This is a genomic window from Moorena sp. SIOASIH, assembly GCF_010671925.1.
Taxonomy (GTDB): Bacteria; Cyanobacteriota; Cyanobacteriia; order Cyanobacteriales; family Coleofasciculaceae; genus Moorena.
This window is the reverse complement of record NZ_JAAHIH010000001.1, coordinates 1,321,298-1,337,972: the sequence shown is the minus strand read 5'-3', so window position 1 is coordinate 1,337,972 and position 16,675 is coordinate 1,321,298. Positions and strand designations below refer to the sequence as shown.

15 protein-coding genes and 1 pseudogene are annotated in these 16,675 nt (G+C 43.1%); 12 read left to right on the top strand and 4 right to left on the bottom strand.

Going from position 1 to position 16,675, the window contains the following annotated elements; translation table 11 throughout:
• Positions 1 to 37: 37 nt before the first annotated feature.
• Complete coding sequence (locus F6J90_RS05965) at positions 38 to 2,056, bottom strand: family 10 glycosylhydrolase (RefSeq protein ID WP_293091538.1); 2,019 nt, start codon at positions 2,054 to 2,056, stop codon at positions 38 to 40.
• Positions 2,057 to 2,356: 300 nt separating this feature from the next.
• Positions 2,357 to 2,842 carry a hypothetical protein gene (locus tag F6J90_RS05960; RefSeq protein ID WP_071102393.1) on the bottom strand — a complete coding sequence of 162 codons (486 nt, stop codon included), beginning with the start codon at positions 2,840 to 2,842 and terminating at the stop codon, positions 2,357 to 2,359.
• A 101-nt stretch (positions 2,843 to 2,943) separates the two neighbouring features.
• Here F6J90_RS05960 and hetZ point away from each other — a divergent pair, with 101 nt between their 5' ends.
• The 9 genes and pseudogenes from hetZ (at position 2,944) to F6J90_RS05925 (ending at position 11,099) form a co-directional block, all read left to right on the top strand.
• Positions 2,944 to 4,107 (top strand): heterocyst differentiation protein HetZ, encoded by a 1,164-nt coding sequence (hetZ, locus tag F6J90_RS05955; protein ID WP_293091856.1) that lies wholly within the window; start codon positions 2,944 to 2,946, stop codon positions 4,105 to 4,107.
• Complete coding sequence (locus F6J90_RS05950) at positions 4,100 to 5,203, top strand: hypothetical protein (protein ID WP_293091537.1); 1,104 nt, start codon at positions 4,100 to 4,102, stop codon at positions 5,201 to 5,203. The genes hetZ and F6J90_RS05950 overlap by 8 nt, the downstream gene beginning before the upstream one ends.
• A gap of 9 nt (positions 5,204 to 5,212) precedes the next feature.
• Positions 5,213 to 5,314, top strand: coding sequence for a pentapeptide repeat-containing protein (locus tag F6J90_RS43460; RefSeq protein WP_366513696.1), 102 nt, complete (start codon positions 5,213 to 5,215; stop codon positions 5,312 to 5,314).
• Positions 5,281 to 5,397, top strand: coding sequence for a pentapeptide repeat-containing protein (locus F6J90_RS43455; RefSeq protein WP_366513695.1), 117 nt, complete (start codon positions 5,281 to 5,283; stop codon positions 5,395 to 5,397). The genes F6J90_RS43460 and F6J90_RS43455 overlap by 34 nt, the downstream gene beginning before the upstream one ends.
• Positions 5,398 to 5,483: 86 nt before the next feature.
• Positions 5,484 to 5,609: pseudogene (locus tag F6J90_RS43450) on the top strand (pentapeptide repeat-containing protein); the annotation flags it as partial.
• A 53-nt stretch (positions 5,610 to 5,662) separates the two neighbouring features.
• The gene (locus F6J90_RS05940) at positions 5,663 to 7,927 is read left to right on the top strand and encodes a DUF4129 domain-containing transglutaminase family protein (RefSeq protein WP_293091535.1); all 2,265 of its coding nucleotides are present in this window, start codon (positions 5,663 to 5,665) and stop codon (positions 7,925 to 7,927) included.
• 139 nt (positions 7,928 to 8,066) lie between these two features.
• On the top strand, positions 8,067 to 8,954 hold the full coding sequence (locus tag F6J90_RS05935) for an AEC family transporter (RefSeq protein WP_293091534.1): 888 nt from the start codon (positions 8,067 to 8,069) through the stop codon (positions 8,952 to 8,954).
• Between the two features lie 249 nt (positions 8,955 to 9,203).
• Positions 9,204 to 9,674 (top strand): hypothetical protein, encoded by a 471-nt coding sequence (locus tag F6J90_RS05930; RefSeq protein WP_293091533.1) that lies wholly within the window; start codon positions 9,204 to 9,206, stop codon positions 9,672 to 9,674.
• Between the two features lie 510 nt (positions 9,675 to 10,184).
• The gene (locus F6J90_RS05925; protein WP_293091532.1) at positions 10,185 to 11,099 is read left to right on the top strand and encodes an MvdC/MvdD family ATP grasp protein; all 915 of its coding nucleotides are present in this window, start codon (positions 10,185 to 10,187) and stop codon (positions 11,097 to 11,099) included.
• An 86-nt stretch (positions 11,100 to 11,185) separates the two neighbouring features.
• On the opposite strand, the gene F6J90_RS05920 is transcribed toward F6J90_RS05925, so the two are convergent.
• Together F6J90_RS05920 and F6J90_RS05915 are read right to left on the bottom strand one after the other, a co-directional pair.
• Positions 11,186 to 11,626 carry a surface-adhesin E family protein gene (locus tag F6J90_RS05920; protein WP_293091531.1) on the bottom strand — a complete coding sequence of 147 codons (441 nt, stop codon included), beginning with the start codon at positions 11,624 to 11,626 and terminating at the stop codon, positions 11,186 to 11,188.
• 98 nt (positions 11,627 to 11,724) lie between these two features.
• A complete protein-coding gene (locus F6J90_RS05915) occupies positions 11,725 to 12,849 on the bottom strand; it encodes an SGNH/GDSL hydrolase family protein (RefSeq protein ID WP_293091530.1) in 1,125 nt (374 codons plus the stop codon).
• Between the two features lie 363 nt (positions 12,850 to 13,212).
• Here F6J90_RS05915 and F6J90_RS05910 point away from each other — a divergent pair, with 363 nt between their 5' ends.
• From F6J90_RS05910 to F6J90_RS05900, 3 genes are all read left to right on the top strand, one after another.
• On the top strand, positions 13,213 to 13,461 hold the full coding sequence (locus tag F6J90_RS05910) for a hypothetical protein (RefSeq protein ID WP_293091529.1): 249 nt from the start codon (positions 13,213 to 13,215) through the stop codon (positions 13,459 to 13,461).
• Positions 13,458 to 15,527 (top strand): AAA family ATPase, encoded by a 2,070-nt coding sequence (locus F6J90_RS05905; protein ID WP_293091528.1) that lies wholly within the window; start codon positions 13,458 to 13,460, stop codon positions 15,525 to 15,527. The genes F6J90_RS05910 and F6J90_RS05905 overlap by 4 nt, the downstream gene beginning before the upstream one ends.
• Positions 15,528 to 15,906: 379 nt before the next feature.
• The gene (locus F6J90_RS05900) at positions 15,907 to 16,215 is read left to right on the top strand and encodes a hypothetical protein (protein ID WP_293091527.1); all 309 of its coding nucleotides are present in this window, start codon (positions 15,907 to 15,909) and stop codon (positions 16,213 to 16,215) included.
• The last annotated feature ends 460 nt before the right edge of the window (positions 16,216 to 16,675 follow it).

Below are 16,675 nucleotides of genomic sequence, written 5' to 3'. Positions count from 1 at the left end.
TCAACCTTACCTACACCGAATACGGGGCGAACAACCTTCAACCCAACGACACCACAACTCCTAAACTTTCATTCCCAATCCTATCCACCGCTGACAAGGCATAGATTCCTGACTCTAGCGCTATCTCCAGCGTGGATGAATTCAGAATTTTGTACAACCTCCAAACCCCATCTTGTTGTCGATAAAGGGTCCAATAACAAGTTTCTCCATCACAAACTTTCTGCCAACTGAGCTTACCATCTCTTGCTCTGACATTACCTGGTGTCTTAGGTGGCTCAGTCTGTAACCACTCCATATTAGGAACAACAGCAGGTTCAGAATAAATAGAGCTTTTGAACTGGTCAACCACCTCTAAACGATTTTCTGTGAATACTTTCATGCTATAGAAAATATTTCCTAGGGAGAGTTGAGACACTAGATCGCGGCTAATTTCAACTTGTTCTTCATACTCAGAAATCGGCCAGTCTTCTCCATCTAACTTAGTGAGTCTATTCCCAGAATAAATGTGTCGATTTTTAGGATTATTTTCTGTCCACCATTGCAGTAAAACCGGATAACTTTGGGCAGGAGGCTCAATGCGCCAGTAAAGTTGAGGAGCCATATAATCGACCCAGCCTTCTTCTAACCATTTTTTAGGGTCAGCATAGATAGCTTCATATTGATCTAATCCCTTAATTTGAGGAGGTTGTCCAGGACGATAAATTCCAAAAGGACTAATCCCAAATTTAACGGTTGGCTTAGTAGCTTTAATGCCAGTGTAGAGACGCTCAACTATCTTATTCACATTGTCCCTGCGCCAATCCCCCAAACTCAGTTCACCCCCAGCTTCCTGATAAGCTTCATAGGTTTTTTGATCAGGAAAATCTTGATCTTTGATAGGATAAGGATAGAAATAGTCATCCAGATGAATCCCATCTACATCATAACGACTGACTACATCCAGAATCACGTTATAAGTCCAGTCCTGAACTGTTTTTACTCCTGGATCCATCCACAATTGTTTACCGTGTTGATAAACATAGTTTGAATGGGTAACGCTGATGTGAGGCTTGACTTTTGTGGAAACTTGTGATCCGGTTGCAGCACGGAACGGGTTAAACCAGGCGTGTAGTTCAATATTGCGCTTGTGACATTCTGCGATCGCAAACTCCAGCGGGTCGTAAAATGGTTCTGGTGCTTGCCCTTGGGTACCTGTTAGCCATTCACTCCAAGGTTCTAATTCTGAGGCATATAAAGCATCTCCCGTCGGTCGTACCTGGAAAAACATAGCATTGAGGTTAAGTTCCTCAATCCGCTCAATAATCTCGATCAGTTCCTCTTGTTGGTTTTCAGCTGCTAGACCCTTTTCAGAGGGCCAGTCAATGTTCCAGACACTGGCAACCCAAACTCCCCGAAACTCTCGCTGATGGCTAACCTCCCTAGTGGTTTGGAAAGCAACCCTGTATTTTGAGTTTAGGTCTGGCACCTGACCCAAATACGCCAAAGCTTGATAGATAAACGCTGCCACATCAGCACGAGTTGCCACTTGAGTGGGTCGCAGTCGCTTGGGATTGGGATAATTGACGATTATGTTAGCATCCGTAGCGGTGGCTATCCTGTCTCGGGCATAACCAGGAATTTTATCCACATCTTGATAAAGTTGGGGTAGCTCTATCTGTACATCGGATATCTCACTCAAGGGAAGGTTCAAGCCAGCTGCGATCGCTACCAAGGCTTCCACTCGAACCAGATTAGTGTCTGGGCGGAAGCGATTACCAGGATAACCCGACATAAAGCCAGTTTCGTAAGCATATTGAATCGCCTCCAAAGCCCAGTGTTTCTGTGATACATCAATAAACTTCGGAGCAGATCGTTGTTTTTCGGGTTGGGAAAAAGCGTTTTTTAATATGGCAGCAAACTGAGATCGATTCATGGGTAGATTAGGTCGGAATCTGCCATCAGGGAAACCGCTAATCATTCCCTGATTTGCTAAACCTTCAATAAATGGCTTTGCCCAGTGATTTTCCGTATCAGGGAAGCCAGTTTGAGAAGCTACCATAGTTTTATTGCGAGGCATAGTGGGGGCTTAACCGCAATTTTAGCCGCACTATTATAGCAAGTGGCAAATTAATACCAAGTTGCGTTTACAGATAGTAAATTCACCGATGGGGAGATGGTCAGAGGTCGTGATGGCAGGGAATAACTATATTGAATACATGGAAAGTGCCTAGATGAGACCGGATAAGTAATGAAGTGATCAGGGGTGATCGTAATAATTTGTGATTCAATAGTCTTTTGTCAGTTATCCCCTCATCCAGTCATCCCCTCATCCGCTCATCTCCTCATCCGCTGATCCCTTGCTCTGGTGAAGCCATAGTTAAGCAATATCAGGGGGTTGATTGTTAGAATCTGACTTGGGTGCTGACCGGATTTGCTGTAGTTGAGCTTGTATTAAATTTCGTAGGTCCTCTCGAGAGACCTCTGAACCAACCGCTAAATTACCAGGTGTATCAAAGAAAACAGTACTAGTGACGGTGTCGATTGCCAACATCTGAAACAAAATGTGAGTGACTGGCACCCCGCACGCCATAAGTTGAGGATCCCAATCAGAATGAAAATTGGCAGCATCTTGAACAGTCGGAAAAGCATAAATAACATTTTTCTCCAGATCAGGGTTAGCACGATTACTCAGTGTCGTCAACACCCAACCTTGGTCAAGATTTTGGAGAATGTAATATTCCAGATGGTTTAGTTGTTCCGCCAGAAGTTTGAGTACTGGAGCGATCGCTTCAATCGCTTGAGGCGTCGTTCCATCTTGTGGGGCATTATCAATCAAATTGTTAATTTGTTCGTCTAATTCCATAGGAGCTATAGGGTGAGGAATTTGGCTGCACATAGTCTAAACCTAAATCAAATTTGTCGAGAGTACGTGTATGTTAGGGTCGTTATTGAATGAAAATCATGATGAGGGAAGTCTGCCTGGGCGTGGAAGGACTATTTGAACTGCTGTATAAAGAACTCCGGCAGTCCACTCGTGCTTCTAAGCAAAACTGCCAGGACGTAGCAAGACGTATCGCTGATGAAGTTAATCGTATTTGCAATGAAAGTAATCGGATTCAAACCTCTGGGGATGTGGACAGCTGGGCTCAAAACCTCGCTAACCATCGTCTCAAGCAAGTTTGTCATTACTACAAACTGGGGTCGCTCCAAGGGAGGGTAGAACTACAGAGTACTCTTAGTGCCATTATCTACCGCTACATTACACCCCATCAAACGCCGACCAGTTACCAGGCGCGGCTGAATATGATTGAAGATTTCTTACAGGGATTCTATGCCGAAGCCTTGAATGCCTTTCGGCGGGAAACCTCCCTGGAGGAAACCTATCGTCCCCGCAGTCTCCTGGAACTATCAGAATATATGGCGTTTACAGAGCGCTATGGTAAACGACGTATTCCTTTACCCGGTCGCCGTTCCCAACAGTTGGTCATTCTACGTGCTCAAACCTTTTCCCAACAGCAACCTCCAGAAACCTCTGTGGATATGGATACAGCAGCGGAAGGAGCAGCACAGGAGTCAGATGCGACTTGGAATGATGCGGCGATCCAGCAGGTGCGGGAGGCAATGGTATTATCAGACTCTGAACCCCTAGACTCCAGCCTGCGGGAAACTGTAATCAAAGAATTATTCGCCTATCTCAAAGAACGCCAGCAACAGGATTGTGCGGATTACTTTACTCTGCGGCTGAAAGACCTGCCAACCAGGGAAATTGAGGAGATTTTAGGCATCAATCCCAGACAGCGGGACTATTTACAACAACGGTTTAAGTATCATCTGATTCGGTTTGCTCTGTCTCACCGTTGGGAATTGGTACATCAGTGGCTGGGAGCAGATTTGGATCGAAATCTGGGGCTAACACCAAAAGAATGGCAACGATTTCAACAAAAACTGAGCTCCCAACAGTCAGAATTACTTAAACTCAAACAACAAGGTTACTCCAATGAACAAATTTCTAAGACCTTGGGTTGTACACTAAACCAGGCACAGAAGCGATGGTTTAAGTTGCTCGAAATTGCCTGGGATATTCGTAATAGTTCAGTATCCGGATCCGGTAGATCTAAAGATGAATAGTGACATAGATAACAATATGGACGCTTTCTATAGCCGCTTAATGGCTTGGCTAAAAGAGTCCCGTCCCGCTGCTTCAATACCATCAAACGGTCAAGTAAACGATACTGTACCTCTGGGTGAGACAACAGCAGCGGATTTTGACTTTGATGTATATCCCCTGGATTTATCAGAATCACTGGACTTGGAAAACTTGAACATTGTCCCTAATCACAATGGCGAAGCGGTTTTAGACCGCATGTGGGTGGATTCACTAGAATCGATCACCCATGATGACCTTACACTAGGCGGTGAAATCCGCCGCTACAACTTGGGAGAGATGTCAACCGTGCAAAATCGTTTCCAGACGCTATTGAAGCGCAAATTACAAGCTCAAATTGAACTTAACCCACCTCTGTTTCCTTGGGAGACAGAAATGTCTGACTATGAAACTGATATTGTTGACGCAATAGCAGAGTCTTGGGTTTCCGGAGTTAGGTTTTGGATGCCACAGTTGTCTAACTTGGCTTTACCAACTGCCATACCAGAAAACGTTTTATCTCAATTGCTAGAAGCCTGCTCTGAGGCAGTGTCTTCCCAGTATCAGCTAGGGGCTAAACTGGTTAGGGCAGTTCAAAAGCTGTTTCCTGACGAATTCTATGCCCTTAACTCCTGGAGTGGCACCATCTTGATGGGAAGTGCCCGTTCTACAGAACAACTACTGCCATCCCTAGCTTACGAAGAAGCTAACAATGAGCAAAAGATGGTCTTGGCTCTGTTAGCAGCTAAGGAAATTCTTACCACTCTGACCATTCCAGTTTCACCAAATCAAACTCCTGTGGAGCGCCAGTGGGAGACTAGTGCTGGTTTAGTGACTCTGCGAGCCGAATATCATCAAGAAGATGGTGTGTCTCAGCTACGGGTCAGCACTCGTTTGCCTAGAGGTGGTAGCTTGACTCTAGGTACACCCCAAGCCTCCGCAAAAGCAGAACGTACCTATCCAGGTTCCCTGAGTGTAGAATCCTATGATTTACAACCCAATCAGATTTGTTCTATCGAGATTCGGTTCCATCATGGAGAACAGAAACCTTTGACCTTTGCAATCTGCCCTACACATTAGCCAGAATAGTTGCAGGTTAACAGGTTGCAGGTTAACAGGTTAGTAGGTTGCAGGTTAACAGGTTGCAGGTTAACAGGTTGCAGGTTAACAGGTTGCAGGTTAACAGGTTAACAGGTTTCAGGTTAACAGGTTGCAGGTTAACAGGTTGCAGGTTAATAGGTTGCAGGTTAACAGGTTGCAGGTTAACAGGTTAACAGGTTTCAGGTTAATAACTTAATAAGTTGCAGGTTATAACCTTCAACATTCCAACCTTCAACATTCCAACCTTCAACATTCCAACCTTCAACATTCCAACCTTCAACAGTCCAACCTTCAACAGTCCAACCTTCAACAGTCCAACCTTCAACATTCCAACCTTCAACATTCCAACCTTCAACATTCCAACCTTCAACATTCCAACCTTTAACATTCTAACCTTTAACATTCCAACCTTGACATATAACCTATAACGCATCTACCATGGTGAGTCAGTTTTGGCAGCGTCTTGAGGCCAAGCCATTGCCTCCTACAGAGGAGTCGATTTCGTTAAGGGTGTTGGTGCAGGCACTGGTAGTAGTAGGAATTGTGGCTGTTGATGTTGCCGCATCTACCTTCTGGAGTCTTTGGGCAGTACCCTTAAGTATTGTGGGAGCAACCTGGAGTTGGTATCGTCGTCGCCAACGTAACATTGCTCTGAAATTCTTGCTGGCATTGGGGATGTTGCTGGCATTGGGAGCCTTTTTGGCCAATGTGTTCAGTCAGCTCAATGATACCCGCTTGGCTCTAGCTCAGTTGTTAGTTCAGCTGCAAATTCTTCATAGCTTTGACTTGCCGCGCCGCAAGGATTTGGGCTATTCGATGGTAATTGGGCTAATCCTGTTGGGGGTTGCTGGTACTGTGAGTCAGACTCTGACGTTTGCCCCTCTTTTGTTAGTATTTTTAGCGATCGCATTACCGGTTCTTGTCCTGGATTACCAGTCACGTTTGGGTATATCTACGGTTAAAAAAGGTAAAAAAATATACGGGTTTACTCCCCACTCCTCACCCATACCCCTAAAGCGTCTCATTTTATTTATCGGGGTAATTATGGCGCTAGGGTTAACGATTTTTGCTCTGATGCCTCGTTTCCCTGGTTATCAAATCCAGATGTATCCCGTCAGTGCTCCTGGGGAAATGGCAAACCGGAGATTTGATTCACAAAATAGGTTAATTGTTAACCCTGGCTATGTAAGTGAAGGGAAACAGCAAGGGGAAAATGGTAGTGGTGGCTCTCAAAACGCTACGGGTTCTGGTGAGTTGGATGAGACATTTTACTATGGCTTTAATAGCAAGATTAACCAGAATCTGCGGGGAGAACTCAAACCTAAGGTAGTGATGCGAGTGCGTTCTCAAGCACCGGGATTTTGGCGAGTGCTAGCGTTTGACCACTACACGGGTCAGGGTTGGGAAATTTCTCGGGATAATCAGGTCCAGAAAATAACTCGACCAAGCTGGTCCTATCGCTTCCAACTCTTACCTGCCTTGATCACAGGTCAAACCAAAAAGGTAATTCAAACCTACACAGCTGTATCAGAACTGCCCAATCTGATTCCCGCTTTGGCCTATCCTAACGAATTGTTCTTTCCGTCGCGGGAAATAGGTATTGGACCAGAAGGGAGTTTGCGATCGCCTTTAGGTTTAGTAGAAGGACTGACCTATACCGTAATATCAGAAGTTCCATTTCGCGATCGCACTAGGTTGCAGCAAGCTGGGGATAACTACCCCAAGTCGATTCAAAACTACTATCTGGATATTCCGCCCCAAATTGCAGTGAGGGTCAGGCAACGTACTGAAGAACTCCTAGCCACTTCAGAGAAACCTCTTACCTCTTCCTATGAAAAAGCCTTGTATCTAGCCCAGGCGGTTAAGCAGCGTTATCGCCTCCCCCAAGACCCCTCACAATTCCCTTTTTTAGAAGAAAATCAAGATTTGGTGGAAGCCTTTCTCTTCAAGTATCAAGGTGGTTATCCTGACCACTTCTCCACCACCCTCACGATTATGCTCCGTTCCATAGGCATCCCAGCCCGATTAGTGGCTGGATTTGGCACTGGCGAATTTAACCCCTTTACCGGGTTTTACATCGTCCGCAATACCGATGCCTATGCCATGACTGAGGTTTATTTCCCTAAATACGGTTGGTTTGCCTTTGACCCCATCCCAGGTCATGAATTGCTGCCCCCCTCCGTCGAGCAATATCAAACCTTTAGTGTCTTGCGTCAGTTTTGGCAGTGGGTAGCAGGTTGGCTCCCCTCACCAATAACTGGTTTACTCAGCAATCTATGGCATCTCACCATTGGTACCATTATCCGAATATTTGTTGGATTGTGGAAGATGGTGTCTAGTGGTTGGTTAGGTATGTTGAGTGGCTTGATATTAGCGATCGCATTTGGTTTTCTGAGCTGGCTAGGTTGGCATCAGTGGAAAAACTGGCGCTATCGTTTCTGGTTGGCAACCTTGCCACCAATGGAACAGATTTACCAGCAAATGATCAAGATTTTAGCAACCAAAGGGTATGTCAAACATCCGACTCAAACTCCCCTAGAGTACGCTAGCCGTATAGGTCAAGACCAGCCTCAAGCATCCGCTGAGGTCATTGAGCAGATTTCCCATGCTTATATGCGTTGGCGTTATGGAGGTCACAGACCTAATATTAAACAACTGCGGCAGCGACTGAAGCAGTTTAGCAAAAATAGGTTTAAAGGTTAAAGGTTAAAGGTTAAAGGTTGAAGGTTGAAGGTTGAAGGTTGAAGGTTGAAAGCTTGAAGCTTTCAACTTTCAACTATAAATAGTAAACTGCAAACAAACAGACTTTTGCTTTAATGGGGCTCATCTCAGTATTTATAGAATGACTGTTCTTCTACCTGCTGTCGTTTCGGTCGGTTTAATTATCCTGATTGGATTTATTGCTGGTCGCAGGTTATCTGTGGACAAGCAAACTCTTTCTCAGCTATCTCTTTATATTCTCGTACCAGCGTTGATAGCAGACAGCTTGTATCGGACAACACTGTCTACCGAAAGCACCACTGGTTTAATCGCTGGGTTGATTATTACCGCTGTGTTGCTTTACCTACTGACGTGGGGGTTAGGCAAACTGTTGAAATTACCAGCAGTTGTCCAAAAAAGCTTTATGGTTGCTGCTATTTTTCCCAATGCTGGAAACCTGGGGCTTCCTCTCAATTCCTTTGCCTTTGGTACACCGGGTTTAGAACGCGCTATAGTGTACATGATCACAGCTGCCTTGTTGATGTTTGCCATTTGTCCAGCCTTGCTTAAAGGGGGTAGCATTAGTTCTGGAGTGCGCTTAACCCTAAAACTACCGCTACTCTGGGCAATGCTGGCAGGATTAACCTGGCGTTTATTGCGCTTAAAACTGCCTTTAGGGCTAGATAAGGGTATTCACCAGTTGGGTATGGCAGCAATCCCTATCGATTTAATTGTGTTGGGGATACAATTGTCTCGCACCCCTTTGGTGATAGGACGGTATGAGCTGCTCGCCACTACCTTGCGTTTGTTGGTAGCTCCCCTAATTGCCCATACCGTTGGTCAAGGGTTGGGACTGGAGGGATTAAATTTACAGGTGTTGGTGTTACAAAGTGCCATGCCTGTAGCAATTAGTACGGTAGTTTTAGTCACTGAGTTTGGGGGAGATCCTCCCTTAGTAGCACGCACAGTGGTTTTGTCTACCTTAGTGAGTTTCCTTTCTCTTCCCCTAGTTTTGTGGGCCACTACTTAGTTAGTATGTATCCATGAATAAGAGCTAAACTAGAGAATTCACGGATATAGAACTGTAAAAGATTTAACAGAATCAGTAATTATCTGGATTACGAAAGCCAGGTTACTTTGTCATGGTTACATACAGAGATTATTTCTCGATAACAAACCGTTAAGGAGCAGATAGCATCAACCGAGTCCCCTAAGTACAAATGTTTATAAGTACAAATGTTTAGGTGTTGGCAACAGATGCATCTGAATGAGATTGAAAATGCGATATTCCGAAGGAACCGCTACGCGAACGCAAAATCTACTACATCTCATAGACCATCCATTTGAACTAACGCTTTCTGAATTAAAAGTAGTCATGAATACTCAACTTGCCAGTCCACCTCCTCAACACGACAGTTTAAATGTCGCTACTGCCCAAACCTCATGTGAAGAAGGAGGTATTGTTACGGATGCGATTGGGGAGGATGGGCATATTACGACCTTCGCCATCAGGAAAGAAGGAGGTATTGTTACGGATGCGATTGGAGAAGATGTCAGTATTACTACCTTCGCCATCGGGGAAGAAGGGGGTGCAAGCACTCTAGCCTTGTCAGAAGAAGGGGGAGACCTCCTTGAAGCCTTGAGTAACAACCTAGCTGCTATCGAACAAAAACAAGACCTCTCAGGCATTCACCTTGAACCATGGCCAGTGGAAAGAATCTCAATATTGGCACACTTGCCAATTTTTTAGTAATGATAAAGATTAGGGAATATAGCAATCCTATAGGATTCGTGAACTGTGACAGTTCTTACTCAGAACTGAGGACTATTTTGAAGGAAAGTATTGTTCACACATGAATTAGGATAGCTATAGGGAGGGGTGAGCAATCTACTAACAACTCCCTGACCCATTAGCAGCGTATGGGTTCAGCATTTAGGCAATTTGTCAACAGGGTGCAGTATATCTTAGGAGTAATATCAGGATGCATTTAACTATAAAATTTACCGATGATAAGGTAAATATAAATTATAGTATACCAAAATTCAATTGGCTTAGAGGGTGTTTTAAAATAGCAAATCTTTACCAAACAAAGTATGATAGTGACTTGATTAGCCCCCCTATTATCTAGTTAATATCATGGTGTTAAAAATGCTGGTAACGGTGAAAGCATTATCCTTAAACCGATTCAACGGAAACAAAAAAAGAACTTGGATAATCAGCAGAACAGTATAAATACTAGTTCGTTTTGTTTGGCAATAGATGAATATTTTAATTTTGGGCAATCCTGAAGATACTCACGCTGCGCATATCAACCATGCTCTGACTAAGGCTGGAGGCAAGACAAACTATCTCGATACCTCTCTGTTTCCTACTAAATTACGACTATCTTGGCAGCCACACACTAAAGATGGACTTCTCACCCTATCCGATGGATATCAATTACGTCTGAGAGATATTCGTAGCATCTTTTGGCGTAATTTTTCTGGAGTTCAAATTCCCCCAATCAAAAATCCATTACAGCAGAGAGTTGCTTTTAATGATGCTATGAGTACCCTAAGAACGTTGATGCAAGGAACCTCAATTCACTGGGTAAACTCATGGCAAGCTTATGAATTGCATAAGGAAAAACCTCTACAATTGAGCAAAGCTGAACAAATGGGTGTAACGATTCCCCATACTCTAATTAGTAATGATCCAGACGCTATCATTAAGTTTACGAAGTCTTGTAATCAAGTTATTTTTAAGCCAGTCTATGGTGGTGCTCATGTCCAGTTTTTAACAGAAAAACATCTACAACCTGAACGACTAAACTTAGCCCTGCGGCTTTCTCCTGTTACTATACAGGAGTATATCCCTGGCACAAATGTTCGCACCTATGTAATTGGGGACTCGATGTACTCGGCAGAAATTCGCTCCAAGTCTCTTGACTTTCGAGAAGATATCGATGCTCAATTGATTCCGGTCAGGCTGCCAAAGACGGTGCAAGATCAGTGTAAAGCTATCACTAGAGCGTTTTGGCTCCAGTGGACCGCCATTGACTGGCGTTTAAAGCCAAATGGTGAATACGTGTTTCTTGAGGCTAACCCCAGTCCGATGTTTTTACACTTTGAGCAACAAACTGGTTTCCCTATCACCCAAGAATTAGTTAATCTTCTGATGAGTGATATCAATTGATTCCTGAGTCGGAAAGTGCTGAGTTCCGACTCAACAGTCAAAAATTAAAAGTCAACAATTAACAGTTAACAGTCAACAGATAAAAGTCAACGGTTAACAACATTAGTATTAGACTTACAAGCTAAGGTGTGAAAACCATTCATGACATGAACCGTTGGAGTATCGGGTGTGGGTATTGTGTACCAATCATTCTCCGATTCTTCTCGGCTGATTATACTACCCTGGGAATCGTATTGTTCAAAACGCAATGTACGTATGGAACGCTCAGGGCAATTAACTTGAACCGTGATAATGGCAGAATACACTCCTGGTTCGAGAGGATTACCAAATACTATCCTACTATCAAAGGAGTGGATGGGATTGCCCATTTCATCAGTAGTGCTGACCAAAGAATCCACATCGAAGTAGTGGATATTGCCTGTCTGAGCATTTGACATAACTCTGACCCAACGCCTTGATTGTGTCTGAGCTATAGCAGTCTGACACAGGCAAGCGATCGCAGATAAGATTAACAGAAATTTACCCATAGAATTTACCAATAGTAGTATCAAACTATTAAGTATCAATTTAGTATCAACGGTGACAGCTGGGGTAGATGCCACTGTGTTATAGTTAATAGTAAACTCTAGCAGGATTTATTCAACTGTTTTCGAAGCAACCAGGCAAGCCCTATCACTCCTAAGGAGGCAGAAGAAACTGGTTCTGGTACAGACTTAGTCTTAGCCTTGTCTTGGGACTTCAGTGCGGCTAAGGTGGATTCCGCTATGATCTGATGGCCAGCTGTCGTTGGGTGGAAGCCATCCCAGAATAAAAACTCGTCTGGATTAGCACAGGCAATAAATGTTGTTCCATCTAAGCACGTTTCCGTCACATTCGTGAAACCAAAGTTTCCAGGATTGGTCAAAACCTGATTAAATAGGTCATACTGATCAACGGATATCAGGTTAATGTCAGGTAAAGATTGCCTCAAAACGTTAAGGGTGGAGTCCAATACAGAGTTATGCTGCTCGCTCAAATCCGTGAGGCCAGACGATAATACACTATCTAGTCTCAGTGATTGAGGTATCTTTCCCAAATCTGGTAAGTTAAGCACTAGGAAATTGCGAGCACCAAAGTTATACAGGGAGTTCAGGGCTGTCTGTATATTGCTCACCACCTGGTTAGGATTAGGAGGGTCCGCACTCTGGTAATCATTAGCACCTGACCACAGAATATAGAGGGCGTTGGGGTCAGCCATCTGATCAGATAGGATTAGGTCATTGGTAAACCCTGGGACTTGGGTGAGTAATCCCGGTACAACCTCCCCCAACTGACCAATGCCAGCCAATCCGGTTGTAGAACCACCAAAAGCAAAGTTTACGCTTTGAGTAGTCGTCGCACCATTGAAGAAAAAACTCACTTGAGGGCCATCGGGAGTGATAGTGATTGGAGAAAGTATCGGCGAATCCGGTAACACCACCGACAAGTCAGTAGATCGCTTCACCTCTATGTCCAGAGCATCTGCTAGATAATCTACCCAGATAGGACCATTGCTAAAACTTCCCTGAAAGTAGGGTGGACTCTGGGGGATGATGGGAATGGTGGGATTTAGCTGATTGCTTGCCTTACTGATATTGAACAAATTGCCAGAATCCGATAGGCTATCACCAAACACATAAAGATTAGTGAAATCTAAATCATATGCCTTAGCTTCAGAGGGCAATATTAGAGATAATAGAGAAAATCCGAAGGCCGTAATTGCGTTTTTCATTTTTGATTGTCTGTGATTGTGCCTAGCCGTTTCAAGCCAAAACTAAAAACCTACAGACATAGAGTACTGCTTTGGGTGACTCTCGTTATTAAGATATTGCAAAATTTTTGGGTTATAGTATAAATAAACAATAAAGTCTTAAAATAAATTTAATCAGCCTAGATATGGTATCATGTCCGGAAACATCGATATTGTAAAACTTGGGTAATTGATAATTGGTAATGGGGAATTGGTAAGTGTGATTACTCCCAAGCTATTCCCTATTTACCATTACCGATTACTAAAACAAACAACAACAAATAACACTACCGAAACAACCGGACACGATCTGACAGGTTAGTCGCTTTTAAAAAAAATACGGTTATGGCATTTAGATACTCTACCAGTGGTGCTACATCAGTCATTTCCAGAAGAGTAGCTGAAAAACATTCTACTTATTCTCCTAGCAAGAATGAACTCCATGATGTCCAGGAGCCGATTATCACTGCTCCCCTAGAAGTGCGCCGAATTATAGAGCGAGTCTTGCAAGCAGAAAAGGATAAACTCTATATGAAAACTCCCCGTAATATTAATGATGATATCTTGAGAATTGTCAAGGAAGAAGTGCAATGAAGCTGCTATCGATTCAGCTATGTAATTTTCGTCAATTTTATGGTAAAAATCCAGTGATTGTGTTAGCCAGTGGCGAGCGAAACACTACGATTATTCATGGGAATAATGGTGCTGGTAAGACTACCATACTGAATGCCTTTTCTTGGGTACTCTATGAAAAGTTTAGTGCTGCTTTTGCTTCAGAAGACCAACTGCTGAATAAGCGAGCTCTTGCTGAAGCTCAGTTCAATAAACCAGTAGACTGTTGGGTAGAAGTGGCATTTGAACATAATAATAAACGCTACCAAGTCAAACGTCTATGTCGTACTTACAAAACTGAGGTAGGAGTCGAGCAAGGTAACACAGAATTGTATCTCCAAATCGCTGGAGATGATGGACGCTGGTTATTGCCTCAACAACTCCCCGAGGATATTATTGGTCAAATTTTACCAGCTAGTTTGCACCAATACTTCTTTTTTGATGGAGAACGAATTGAACAACTGGTACGCTCGGATAAAAAGTCGGAAGTTGCGGAAGCAACCAAGACCTTGCTAGGGGTAGAAGTTTTAAATCGCTCCATTAAACATTTAAGGGAAGCGAAAAAAACCTTAGACTATGAATTGTCTTTAATTGGCGACTCGGAAACTAAGCAATTGCTTAAACAACAGAGAAAATCGGAAAAGACGAGCCAGAGTCTACTAAAGCGTCAAAGGGAAATCAAGCAGGAGTTAGAGGATCAAGATGAGCTAAAGAAGACAATTGGTCAACGGTTATTAGAACTCGGTGGCGCTCAGGAGTTACAACAACTGCGGGATGAACTAGAAGCTAGGGAAAAGTTAATTAGAGAACAGCTAAAACAAAGTCAACATATTTTGAAACGAGCTATATCAACTCGTGGCTATACCGTGCTGCTCTCAGAGGTAAGCTCAACTTTTCAAGAAATTGTCAAAGATTTAATCACCGAAAGAGGGGAATTACCTGTTGGAATTAAGCGGCAATTTGTTGGGGATTTACTCAAGCAAAAACGCTGTATCTGTGGTGTAGAATTAACTGAGGGAACTCATGCTCATCAGCAAGTAGCAGCCTGGATGGATAAAGCCGGAATGGCTGAAGTGGAAGAAACCGCAATAAGGATGGGTTCCCAAGTTGATGAAATTAACCAACAGGTGCCTGAGTTTTGGCAGGATGTTGACCAACAACAAGATACTATTGCTCAGGGAAGAACTGAGCTTTCTAGAATTGAGACCCAACTAGATGATATCAAGAAAAAGTTACGTAACTTTCCCGATGAGGATATCAGTCACCTCCAACAACAATTGGATGAGATAGATACTAGGATTCGGGAGCTAACTCTAGAGCAAGGAGGGAATCAACAACAAATTGAACAGTTGGATACAGACATTGACTTAAAGGATAAGCAGATTGCTAAGCACAAAATGAATGAAAGTAAGCAGGCGTTGATACAGCGACGGATTGCTGCTGCTCAAGATTCTATTGAACGGTTAATTGAAGTTAGGGAACGTTTGGAAACTCAGTTTCGGACTTCTTTGGAGAAGCGGGTCCAGGAGATATTTATCTCAATTTCCTTTACACCCTACATTCCTAACTTGAGTGATAAGTATGAGTTAACCTTAGTAGAAAGCACTCTTGGAGAAGAAAACCTAGTTGCTGCGTCTACGGGAGAGAATCAGATTCTAAGTTTATCCTTTATCGGGGGAATTATTGACCGAGTTAGGGATTGGAGTCAAGAGCATTCTCTGATGGGACCCGATAGTAGTACTTTTCCTATTGTAATGGATTCTCCCTTTGGAAGCTTGGATGAAATCTATCGTCGGCGAATTGCTAATATCTTACCTAGACTGGCGAATCAATTAGTAGTTTTAGTGACTCAGACTCAGTGGCGAGGAGAAGTGGCTGATGAGATACTTCCTTTTCTTGGTAAAGAGTATGTGTTGACTTACAATTCTCCTAAGTCTGATTGCGAAGAAGATGTTATTGAGCTAGGTGGAAATCGTTATGATTTGGTAAGGCGTAGTCCAAATCAGTTTGAATATACTGAGATTGTCGAGGTCGATAATGATAGCTAGTTTGTTGAAGCTTCATGGTTGATGTTGATTACCCAAGTAGGTGGGGAGTTTAGCTTGAATTTGACTGTGCTTTAAGGTGATACCGTTTTTTTTAACTAATTCTCCCTCTACCTATTCGGTATTATTCCGGTAATCCTTGAGCCAGTTTTCTAAAGAGATAAGTTTTGCTCCCTGACAAAATAATGTTGATGCTACCATAATTAGTTACTATTTTGTTAGTATACCAAGTTAGTGCAATCCCATATAGTAATCCGATTTATTAATCCTGACTCCCTAATCCCTGCTCCCTGCTCCCTGCTCCCTGCTCCCTGCTCCCTAAAACCCACTGGCAAAAGTACCTGACAGAATTAATAACAGCTATATATAGATAGCTAAAGCAATGTCTTACAGTGAATTTACTCTAGATACACTTAAACATCAATTTAATCTATCGATTAAAGAACGAGTTAACTTATTTGAATCCGTTGAACCAGTTACTCCTAGCCCTTTATTAAAAGATATTTTAGAAGAAAACCTACCTCTAGGATTGGAAATAGATACCGAAAAAGCCCGCTCTGAATTGATTGTTGCTCCTATTTTAGTGGAAATTCGCAAGCAATTTAACCGTCAAATCAGTCTTTTCTCAGGGACAGAGTTTACTATTGATAAGAGTAAAGGGCTAAACGGTAGGTGTGATTTTATCAAATAAGGGAGTTTGTTCGCGTAGCGTGGCCTACGGCCAGGGAAAAGAATACCCCATCCCTGCGACGAGCTTAAAGTTACCGTAAGAATAGTGGAGCCTTAATAATAAAGTTTTAATCCTTTTTCTCATAGCCGACCAACCATAAAGGCTCCACTATTCTAAGGTTTCGTCTCCGGGGATGAATTTTCCCTCAATCAGGCAGAGTACCAGTCCTTCCCAGGAATTCTAAATATTCAGACAAACTTAATCCTGAACAGGCAGCTAATCGCTTCAGTCCCTGCCAGCCAGTTTCAGTGGCCTTAATGCTGTAACTCTTCTTTGCTTCCTCGTGGAGCCTAGGTCTTCCTACTTTTATTCTGATTTGCTTGGACATTTACTTGACGTTTTAATTTAGGGGGTTTTTAATTAAAAAGAACAGAAAAAAGGTCGAACCGATGCAACTAGTATACTCCTACAAACTTAAGAA

What these genes read in the sequence shown, in the direction of transcription:
- F6J90_RS05965 (WP_293091538.1), bottom strand. Translation starts at nt 2,056, where the DNA reads ATGCCTCGCAATAAAACTATGGTAGCTTCTCAAACTGGCTTCCCTGAT.
- F6J90_RS05960 (WP_071102393.1), bottom strand. Translation starts at nt 2,842, where the DNA reads ATGGAATTAGACGAACAAATTAACAATTTGATTGATAATGCCCCACAA.
- hetZ (WP_293091856.1), top strand. Translation starts at nt 2,944, where the DNA reads ATGAGGGAAGTCTGCCTGGGCGTGGAAGGACTATTTGAACTGCTGTAT.
- F6J90_RS05950 (WP_293091537.1), top strand. Translation starts at nt 4,100, where the DNA reads ATGAATAGTGACATAGATAACAATATGGACGCTTTCTATAGCCGCTTA.
- F6J90_RS05940 (WP_293091535.1), top strand. Translation starts at nt 5,663, where the DNA reads ATGGTGAGTCAGTTTTGGCAGCGTCTTGAGGCCAAGCCATTGCCTCCT.
- F6J90_RS05935 (WP_293091534.1), top strand. Translation starts at nt 8,067, where the DNA reads ATGACTGTTCTTCTACCTGCTGTCGTTTCGGTCGGTTTAATTATCCTG.
- F6J90_RS05930 (WP_293091533.1), top strand. Translation starts at nt 9,204, where the DNA reads ATGCGATATTCCGAAGGAACCGCTACGCGAACGCAAAATCTACTACAT.
- F6J90_RS05925 (WP_293091532.1), top strand. Translation starts at nt 10,185, where the DNA reads ATGAATATTTTAATTTTGGGCAATCCTGAAGATACTCACGCTGCGCAT.
- F6J90_RS05920 (WP_293091531.1), bottom strand. Translation starts at nt 11,626, where the DNA reads ATGGGTAAATTTCTGTTAATCTTATCTGCGATCGCTTGCCTGTGTCAG.
- F6J90_RS05915 (WP_293091530.1), bottom strand. Translation starts at nt 12,849, where the DNA reads ATGAAAAACGCAATTACGGCCTTCGGATTTTCTCTATTATCTCTAATA.
- F6J90_RS05910 (WP_293091529.1), top strand. Translation starts at nt 13,213, where the DNA reads ATGGCATTTAGATACTCTACCAGTGGTGCTACATCAGTCATTTCCAGA.
- F6J90_RS05905 (WP_293091528.1), top strand. Translation starts at nt 13,458, where the DNA reads ATGAAGCTGCTATCGATTCAGCTATGTAATTTTCGTCAATTTTATGGT.
- F6J90_RS05900 (WP_293091527.1), top strand. Translation starts at nt 15,907, where the DNA reads ATGTCTTACAGTGAATTTACTCTAGATACACTTAAACATCAATTTAAT.